Here is a 9,720-nt window from a genome sequence, read left to right on the forward strand (position 1 = left end):
GTAATATGGCTAAAACCAAAACCGTATTTTTTTGCCAAAATTGTGGAGCTCAGTATGCCAAATGGCAGGGACAATGTACTTCTTGCAAAGAATGGAATACTATTGTTGAAGAGGTGGTACAAAAAGCAACTACCAAAGACTGGAAAGCTGCTACTACCAATCAGCCTCACAAAAAAATGGCGAAGCCTTTGCGTATTTCAGAAATTGATACCGCAAAAGAGGCACGTTATAATACTGATGATGCAGAATTAAATCGTGTTTTGGGAGGAGGATTAGTACCCGGCTCTTTGACATTACTTGGAGGAGAACCTGGAATCGGAAAAAGTACCTTACTACTACAAATTTGCCTGAAATTACCTTACAAAACATTGTATGTGTCGGGTGAAGAAAGCCAAAAGCAAATCAAAATGCGGGCAGAACGTATTACATCCAAAACTGATAATTGCCTGATACTTACCGAAACAAAAACGCAGAACATATTTAGGCAAATTGAAGCTACAGAACCTGATATTGTAGTTATCGATTCTATCCAAACATTGCACAGCGATTATATCGAAAGCAGTGCGGGAAGCATTTCTCAAATTCGGGAATGCACTACAGAACTGATCAAATTTGCTAAAGAAACCGCCACTCCTGTTATCCTTATCGGTCACATTACCAAAGACGGAAATATTGCTGGTCCAAAAATTTTGGAGCATATGGTGGATACTGTATTGCAATTTGAAGGAGATCGAAACCATGTATATCGCATTTTACGCGCCTTAAAAAATCGTTTTGGGTCTACATCAGAACTAGGGATCTATGAAATGTTAGGCAATGGTTTGCGAGAAGTAAACAACCCGAGTGAGATTTTAATTTCAAAAAAAGACGAAGATCTTAGCGGTACTTCCATAGCCGCCACACTCGAAGGGATGCGTCCTTTAATGATTGAGATACAAGCCCTGGTCAGCACCGCAGTTTATGGTACTCCGCAGCGCAGTGCTACCGGATATAACCTGAAACGTCTCAACATGATCCTTGCTGTACTCGAAAAAAGAGCTGGATTTCGATTAGGAGCAAAAGATGTCTTTCTCAATATTACCGGAGGAATATCAGTAGATGATCCAGCTATTGATCTTGCCGTGGTAGCATCCATATTGTCTTCTAGTGAAGATATTCCTATCCCAAAAGAATATTGCTTTGCTGCCGAAGTTGGACTGGCTGGAGAAATACGCCCGGTAACCCGAGTAGAGCAACGCATACAAGAGGCAGAAAAACTAGGTTTTTCTACCATCTTTGTTTCCAAGTACAACAAAATTGCAATACAAAACCCTCGAATAAAGGTTCAGTTGGTTGCCAAAATTGAAGATGTTGTAGAATATCTTTTTGGTTAGCGTTATGGTGCTGGATTTGGAATGCTATTATGCACTTCTTCTATTTCTTTCAAAATTTCTTCAGACAAGGTAAGGTCAATACTACCTATGTTCTCTTTGAGCTGCGTAAGACTTGTTGCCCCAATAATATTACTCGTTACAAAAGGTCGTTCATTCACAAAAGCTAACGCCATCTGAGTCAAACTAACATTGTGTTTTTTCGCAATTTCGTTATATGCTCGAGTAGCCTTATAACTATTCTCATTCATATATCTATTATAGTTCGGGAACAGATCTACTCTTGAGTTTTTCGGGATTTCTTCGAGGTATTTACCGGTAAGCATTCCAAAACCAAGAGGAGAATAGGGAAGGTGTCCCATACGTTCTCTATGCAAAACTTCTGTCAACCCAATTTCGTCTTTTCTATTCAGTAAATTATACGGGTTTTGAATGGTAATCATTTTCGGCATTCCTTTCTTTGCCTCTTCGGCGTAACGCATTGCCCCATAAGCTGTTTCATTAGATATCCCTATTTGTCTAATTTTACCTTCTTTTATAAAACCTTCCAAATGACCTAATATTTCAGCAAAATTATCAGTCCAAGCCTCATTTTCATCATGGGTATATCCTAGTTTACCAAAAAAGTTAGTTTGTCTTTCTGGCCAATGCAACTGATACAAATCGATATAATCTGTTTGCAATCGCTCCAAACTTTTATGGATCGCATCTTCTATTTCACTTTTTGTAAAACCCCCACTCCTAATATGCTTACTAAACTCTGCTGGACCCGTGATTTTTGAAGCAATAACTACCTCATTTCTTTTACCGGTTTTCTTTAACCAGGTTCCAATAATCCGTTCTGTACTTCCTTGAGTTTCTTTTCTGGCAGGAACTGAATATAACTCTGCTGTATCTATAAAATTAACACCTTGCTCTATAGCGTAGTCCAACTGTTGATGACCTTCTTCTTCTGTATTCTGTTCTCCCCAGGTCATACTACCTAGGCATATCTTACTTACTTTAATATCTGTATTGGGTAAAGTAGTGTACTTCATTCTTAAAACACTCGTATTTTGGTTGATTAATGTCGTCAAAAGTAGAAACTCTTGCGCTAAACTATTCCAAAAATTATCATAATAAATAACAGTTGCAAGGCATAAATCTGTGCAATAATTCCACAATATTTCTGAATTCTCTACATATTTTGAAAGTCAAAAAAAATCTAATATTATTTTAACTACTTGATATGTAAATATTTACAAAATCAACATGGTAATGGAATAGTTGTTTCTACACTTAATTATGGAAACAAAAACTTTTTCTAATCTATTTGATCAGGAGGAGACATTAACCAAAATATATTATAGATACCAACCAAAATTATAGATTAATTATAAGCATGAATAACCCAACCAAAATTGTGTATTCAAATGCCAGGGGAGAGTGGTTTGACCCGAGCAAAGAGGGATGATGACTGACTATACCCCCTCTTTTAACCTGAAAAAGAGCTTCGATATGAAGCTCTTTTTTTTACTCAAACAGACACAACTATACCCCCAGAGTTGTATCTATTTGCACCAACTAACCAACCTAAACACTAATTATATTTCTTATTTATATCCTAAAAGTAGATCAAAACGTGTTATTGTGAAATCCAAAATGAGGGAATGCTATCGTTCGTTGAGGGAAGTGATCAAGAAACCTCTACAATACATTTTTTGGTGATTTTATTTTCTAGAAGATACTCCACCAAATTAAAATTTCTTTCTGCTCTATCTAATATCCAGGCGTCAGAACTCACCACTATATCCAAAGAATCTGCCAATACTTTGTCCGGATCATTGACCAAGTCGATATGCCATGGCAAATCCTGTTGCTCGGCCATTTCTCTAAGATGTGTTTTAAGTCGGCCGCTATTGGATACCGGAGCATCAAAATACCAATGTACCGTCAGCACACCTAATTCTTGAAGGGCATCGGCTACCATTTGTAGCACCTGTTGGGTCTTTTGCACTCTTTTGTAAGTACCATGAACTCCAGAGATATCCCTGTAACACCCATCTAGCCCTTTAAAAATATATGCTCCAGACAAGGCACTTTCTAGAGTGATCAACAGATTAAAACCATCTATGGCAACGGTCATTCCTTTAAGTTCTTTTGGGAGTAACACTCGTTCTTTTCGCAATGAGATTTGTTGTTTACTTGCACTGATACCACGTAATGCTTTTTGTTGTCTCGCATTGAGTCGATATCTATTCCCTACCAATTGTATTGAAGACTTTTCGGCAAACCCTCTAGAGAGCAAATAACACATATCCTCTGCAGCCTCTTTTAGTTTTTCAAGCACTAAAGAGCTTCCGAACAAGCGGTCATCACTAGCTTCTTTTCCTCGGTTACGTGTTGTCATTTTGTCTAGAAGACTTTATCATTGAAGTAACTTATACAAACAAAAAAAGCGCCTAAAGCGCTACATCTATGACATTGGTAATATTTCTACTACCTTGCCATATACTTTTTTGGTCCATCCGTTAAGATGACCTCGGTTATTACCGATTAGTAATCCTCGTTTCGCATTTTTTCCTTTTACCAAATGCGTAAAACAGTTACCTCTCACTTTACAAAACACAATATCACCAGTATCACAATCCTCCCAATCAACAGGAGCTAGTACTACGGGTTGTTTTGACTTTAGAATAGGTAACATCGAATTACCAGGTTCTTTAGAGACAATAGTCTCTCCATTCAATAGTTTTTGAATTTTCCAATTCATCATTTTTCATTTTTAAATTAAACTTCAATTCAAAAACTATGGAGTATGGGTATTCAAAGAACGAGTACTTATAAGTACATCACAAAGGTAATTATTTTTAAATAATGAGGATATGTAAAAAAAACAGCCAGATCAAACCGGCTGTTTTTGCTGAAATATTTTAGAAGGCAGGCTAGTTTAGCTGCCCTTCTTTGAGTTTGGACATGTCTTTTTGTTTTAATTTATCAATTAGTGTTTGATACATTTCTTTAGGTAATCCACATGCGATCAAGTATTCTTTCATCAGTGTTTCTTCTTCCTCTTCAATAGATCCATCGGCCAATAAGACCACGGCAGCCTGTGCTAATACATTGATCAACGCTTCAGAGGACAAAACATTTCTAGCCTCGCTCAAATAATTAAAAACTCGATTGTCCTTGTTTGCATTCACTTTTACATCTTCATGTATCGCCATCAGTTCTTCTCTCATTTCCACAAAACCTTCAATCACATCCATAATTTCGCGCTCTTCTTCTTTAGCAAAATCTCCATCGATGATCGACATATGAGTCATAGAAGCCACCAAAGCTTTTGCGAAAATTTGTTTCGCGCGTTTTTGATTTTCATCAATCTCTTGTTTTGATTGTTGTAGAACGGTTTTGATGTTTTCATTATACGCACTTTTACAACGATCACATTGATAAAAACGATCCACTACATCTAGTGGAATTACAGGAATAAAAAACAAGGTAAACCATCTGCGATACAATTTATGTACAAGGTTTCCATCGTTACAATTTGGACAAGAATTGGATAAAACAGGACTGTCATTAACAGTATGTTTTATTCCTCGGGTTCCGAAGATAATAAACATAATAGGGTAGAATTTTATAGATTTAGTTACTGTTAAAGATAACATAATAATCCAAACCGCCTAATAATTATGTAGTTAACTCTACGGCACCATTTCTTTTTTGAAAAATAACTACCTACCTCTTCTTCTTGTTTATAAAGTAAAAAAGACCCAATAGTAGAATACTAAAACCTATTCCTAAAATCCAATACCACCAATTGTGATTTGCAAATTGAATGGGGTCTGGATCACCAACCAAGTAAAAGCCTCCCCAATAAAAAGGATCGGATAGGTAGTAAAACTCTTCGGAGTTTAAATATTTCAATTTTGCCTGCTGCAAAGCCACATTTTTGGGCATTCCTTCTTTTAAGTTTTTATAGAAATATTGCATAATGGCAGGTGTAGTTTCGTCTGAAACTGCCCAATTTGTAAGCAATAAACTTTTTGTGCCTGCATATTGAAACGCATTCCCCAAGCTCATAATACCTTCTCCATTAGCAATTTTACCGCTACCGGTATTGCATGCGCTTAACACAGTAAGCCTTGAAGGAATATTCATCGCAAACAACTCGTGGTTGTATAAAAAACTATCCTCTAAAGTGTCTTTGGTTTTTGTAAAGAACAATTTAGAATTTTCTGGGTGTTCATTATCTACTTCTCCATGTAAAGCCAGATGTACAATAGCGTACTCTCCTGCTTTTCTTTTGAAATTAAATTCTGTAGCTGTTGATCCATAGTAATACTCTCCATCAACAATATTTGATATAAATCGTATTTCTTTTCTAGTTCCCGGGAGATCCTCCGTAGCGTTTCTTAAAAGATCAAAGCTTATTTTTGAATTTGAAGTTTTGTCATTATTGGAGTACGAAAAAGCCAGACATTGTTCCTTTATAGATTCATCACTGGATTCATCTTTAAGACGATTATAAAGTAAATCAGCAGAATTTGCATAAGATATTGCATATTTTTTCATCAAATAGGGATACTCTCTGGGGTGTAAAACTGTTGGATCTATATCGGTAAGTTTGGTGGTAAGAAGGAGATCAAAATTGAGATGCCATAAGGGCCCATCAGGAATTATTGTTAGGTGTTTACTGTTCAAATGCGGTTTCAATGGTGCAATTAACATTGTATATAAATCATGTCCATACTCTTGATAAGCCTCAAGATCTTTTTCTACAATCTTATCTCTAAACGACTTTACTTTTTCTTCTAGTTCTGAGGTTGACAGACTCTTTGCAACTATAGTATCTTTTGAAATCGAAAATGTATAAGTAGTACTATCTGAAACAAAAAACTCTAACAACGCACTGTTTTCGTCAAGCCGTTTTTGAATATCGTTTAAGGTAATAAGATCATTTGTGTAGAGGAGCTGATAATATTTAGGGTATTGGGTCAATAACACCTGAGTTAAAGAATCTTGTCTACGATTGATTTCAAAGAGTTTATTTTCATGGTATGAAATATCTAAGCTATCTCCAGATTTACTTGCCAATTCCTGATCCTCTCGAGCGCTATCATTTTGCGGGAAATTGGCAATTTTTGATTGATGAAATGCTTTATTGATTCTCAACCTTTTTTCCAAAGAAACCAAATCTTCTGGTAGAGCCAAAGATTGATTGGTTGACGGATCATTTACCATTTCCCTCAAAATATTAGCTCTACTTTTTTCTACGTAATAGAATGCTTTTTCTAGTAACTTTTGATCGGATGTAATTGAATACAATAAAAATTGAGCTTCTATAGCTTTTTGATATACTTCTCTAGTTTGTTTAGAAAAGGTAACTTTATCCTTAAATGAAGTATATCCTTGACGAATCTTATTAATCACCAGATCTGCTTTTTTGTAATGAGCAATGGCATTGTTTAGGTAAGGCTCATCTTTATTTTTCTGATAAAGACCAGCATTGCATTTTGCTTGGCCAATTAGGCCAGTTAACAACATACTATTATCAAGGTATTCTGCATACTTACGATTGATTTGATTTTCTGTGCTACTCCGAACAACCTTAGTATAATAATCCAAAGCTTTATTATAAAATCCCTGATCATAGTACACTTCGGCGATAAAAATATCTGATCGAATACTAAAGTTATTATCGCTATCAAATATGTTCTCGCGTATTTTCTTTGCTCTATTATAATACTCTAAAGCTTCATCGTAAGCATTGATTGCTCTTTTCACTTTTGCTATATTCTCTAAGGATTCCGCAATCAAGGAGTTATCTTCATCAAACACTTTAATAAATACGTTCAGGGCTTCTTCATAAAATGTTAAGGCCTTATTGTACTGTTGTTTGAAAAAATAAATATTCCCAGTCACGTTATTTGTAATTCCTATTTTTTCATGTGTTTCTCCAAAGACTTGTTTGTTTATTCTTAGCGCTCGTTTAGCATACAACAACGCTTGGTCATAATCCTCAATATCTATACTTACATAGGCCAAGCTATTAAGAGCTGTGGCCGTTTGATAATGGTTCTCACCCGCTTTTTTGATAGAGAAGTCTAAAGATTTTTTATAAAACTCCCGCGCTTTTTCATAAGCCCCTTTCTTCCTATACGCATTTCCAATACCATTGTAAATTTTTCCCAGATTTCGACTATTTCTATACTTTTCAGTATATATCTCCAACGCCTTGTATAGATACTCTAACCTTTTATCATTGAGTCCAAATCCTCCATACAATAACCCTAGACTATAGTACGAATTAGCAACATGAATACTCTGGATACCAAAAAGTTCTTTATATAAAGTGATCGCCTTGTTGTAATGCAATTCAGACAAATCACTTCTATCGATATCTTTATACAATGTCCCAAGTTGATAGTATAAATGGGCTTCATTTTCTCTACTTTCTATTTGACTATTAATCCTTATCTCAAGTGATTTTTTAAGGAAAAACTCTGCTTTCTTATACCTTGAAATTCTCATGTAAACCCCTCCTACATCAGAGTGTGGAGAAGCAGTAAGGGGGTGTCCTTCGCCATAAGTATCCAGAATAATTTTTAAGTTTTTTGTATATAATTCAATAGCTTCGTGGTGGTTTCCTTTACTATTTTGAATCATTCCTATTCGTTTATAGGTTTCTCCGGTGGCAGGATGATGCTTTCCAAAAACATTTTCTCTTATGGCTAAGCATTTTTTATAATATTCTAAAGCTCTATCAATATGTCCTTGCCTATGATACCATACCCCAATTTTGTCATAAGAAAGTGCTATATCTTCATGCTCTTCTGGAGCTATTTTACGTCGTATCGCAAAAGCTTTGTCAAAATTTTCTCTGGCTTTGGTGAAGTCTGAGACACTTTGCTCATAATAATGACCAATATTATCATATGCAAATGCTTCCTCTCTGCTGTTTTTTGGTAAATATTGATTACATATTTCTAACGCTTTATTTGCATTTTCTAGAGAGGTCTCAAAATTGGATTGAATTTTTTGAATATTGGATTTTTGATTTAAACAATGAGCAACCCTTTCCCAAGCCTGAGCTTCCTGATAGGCAAACTGCGCCTTATCATAAGTTTCTAATGATTTTTTAAATCGAGCATCAACAAATAAAGAATCAGCTGTTTTGTAATAGCTGTGAGCAGTTAATGTATCCAAAGTTTGCGCAATAGAAATTTGTGGTATCGATACTACAGCCAAAAAAGAAAGAAAATAGAGGGTACGTTTCATTGTGTAAAGGGTATAGTCTATATAGAAGTGACAAAGAAAATGAAAATGTTACCCTTCGACAAGCTCAGGGTTACGAACTAGGGGTAAATTGATACCTTTCATTATTTGGATTACCCTTCTACAGGCTTGAGTAGATCAATCAATGGATTATTCTCTTGAAAATACTCATAGGCAATCCAAGCACAATTACAGAACTCTATAATTCTTTTAAAATTCTATTTTAACCTCTTCTGGTTTTCCGTATCAAAAGTAAAATAAGCAAAACCATTACCCCAGCAATCAACCAATACCACCAATTGTTATTTGCAAATTGAATAGGCTCTGGATCGCCTACCAAATAAAACCCACCCCAATAAAAAGGAGCTACTCTATTCACATCAGCAGTATTGATATACTGTAGCTTAGCTTGTTGTAGTGCTTCTGCCTTATTCATTCCCTTTTTAAGATTGGTGTAGAAATACTTCATGAGTTTTGGTGTAGTTTGGTCAGAAACTTCCCAGCTGGTTAGCAACAAACTCTTTGTTCCTGCGTATTGAAATGCATTACCCAAACTCATAATCCCCTCTCCTTTGGCAATCTTACCACTTCCTGTATTACAAGCACTCAACACCGTAAGTTCTGCAGGAATATCCAGCGCAAAAAGCTCATGACTGTATAAAAAGTTATCCTCTATCGTATCATTGCTTTTGGTAAAAAACAATCTTGAATTTTCTGGCCTTTCATTGTCTACTTCGCCATGAAGTGCCAGATGCAAAATGTTATATTTGTTAGCGTTCTTTTTGAAGTTGGTTTCTATAGCTTGAGAGCCAAAATAATATTGCCCATCAATAATGTTTGAAATCGCTTTAATCTCTTCACGAGTGCCTGGCAAATCATCCCCTGTATCTCGCAAGGCTGCCAAACTCATCGTTTTAGTTTGTTCGACACTTGTACTATCCGTAAAAGAAAAGGCTAGACACTCTTCAGCAACGTCTTCTCTTTTTGGTTCCTTAAAAGCATCAAACAAAAGGGTAGCAGAATTCGCATAACTGATGATGTATTCTTTTACCAAATAGGGGAGTTCCTTTGGATTGTTAGCATCCGATTG

Annotated in this window: 7 protein-coding genes; 1 reads left to right on the forward strand and 6 read right to left on the reverse strand. The window is 35.7% G+C overall.

The window, feature by feature from the left end:
- The first annotated feature begins 5 nt into the window (after window positions 1-5).
- Window positions 6-1,373: a DNA repair protein RadA gene (radA, locus tag BUE24_RS17440; RefSeq protein WP_073318638.1), complete on the forward strand. Its 1,368-nt coding sequence runs from the start codon at window positions 6-8 to the stop codon at window positions 1,371-1,373.
- A gap of 2 nt (window positions 1,374-1,375) precedes the next feature.
- Here the strand turns inward: radA and BUE24_RS17445 are convergent, their stop codons facing one another.
- The 6 genes from BUE24_RS17445 to BUE24_RS17470 all read right to left on the reverse strand — a co-directional run.
- A complete protein-coding gene (locus BUE24_RS17445; RefSeq protein ID WP_073318641.1) occupies window positions 1,376-2,407 on the reverse strand; it encodes an aldo/keto reductase in 1,032 nt (343 codons plus the stop codon).
- Between the two features lie 638 nt (window positions 2,408-3,045).
- Complete coding sequence (locus BUE24_RS17450) at window positions 3,046-3,759, reverse strand: DUF434 domain-containing protein (RefSeq protein ID WP_073318644.1); 714 nt, start codon at window positions 3,757-3,759, stop codon at window positions 3,046-3,048.
- Window positions 3,760-3,825: 66 nt separating this feature from the next.
- Window positions 3,826-4,125 (reverse strand): hypothetical protein, encoded by a 300-nt coding sequence (locus BUE24_RS17455; protein WP_073318647.1) that lies wholly within the window; start codon window positions 4,123-4,125, stop codon window positions 3,826-3,828.
- A gap of 169 nt (window positions 4,126-4,294) precedes the next feature.
- A complete protein-coding gene (locus tag BUE24_RS17460; protein WP_073318650.1) occupies window positions 4,295-4,975 on the reverse strand; it encodes a TerB family tellurite resistance protein in 681 nt (226 codons plus the stop codon).
- 115 nt (window positions 4,976-5,090) lie between these two features.
- The gene (locus BUE24_RS17465; protein WP_073318653.1) at window positions 5,091-8,633 is read right to left on the reverse strand and encodes a CHAT domain-containing protein; all 3,543 of its coding nucleotides are present in this window, start codon (window positions 8,631-8,633) and stop codon (window positions 5,091-5,093) included.
- 220 nt (window positions 8,634-8,853) lie between these two features.
- Window positions 8,854-9,720 (reverse strand): CHAT domain-containing protein (locus BUE24_RS17470; RefSeq protein WP_139242036.1); only part of this gene is annotated, 867 nt, incomplete at its 5' end.

This window comes from Aquimarina spongiae, from assembly GCF_900141785.1.
GTDB classification, from domain to species: domain Bacteria; phylum Bacteroidota; class Bacteroidia; order Flavobacteriales; family Flavobacteriaceae; genus Aquimarina; species Aquimarina spongiae.

Coding starts and splice junctions, on each gene's coding strand:
- BUE24_RS17465 (WP_073318653.1), bottom strand. CDS start 8,633: ATGAAACGTACCCTCTATTTTCTTTCTTTTTTGGCTGTAGTATCGATA.
- BUE24_RS17460 (WP_073318650.1), bottom strand. CDS start 4,975: ATGTTTATTATCTTCGGAACCCGAGGAATAAAACATACTGTTAATGAC.
- BUE24_RS17455 (WP_073318647.1), bottom strand. CDS start 4,125: ATGATGAATTGGAAAATTCAAAAACTATTGAATGGAGAGACTATTGTC.
- radA (WP_073318638.1), top strand. CDS start 6: ATGGCTAAAACCAAAACCGTATTTTTTTGCCAAAATTGTGGAGCTCAG.
- BUE24_RS17445 (WP_073318641.1), bottom strand. CDS start 2,407: ATGAAGTACACTACTTTACCCAATACAGATATTAAAGTAAGTAAGATA.
- BUE24_RS17450 (WP_073318644.1), bottom strand. CDS start 3,759: ATGACAACACGTAACCGAGGAAAAGAAGCTAGTGATGACCGCTTGTTC.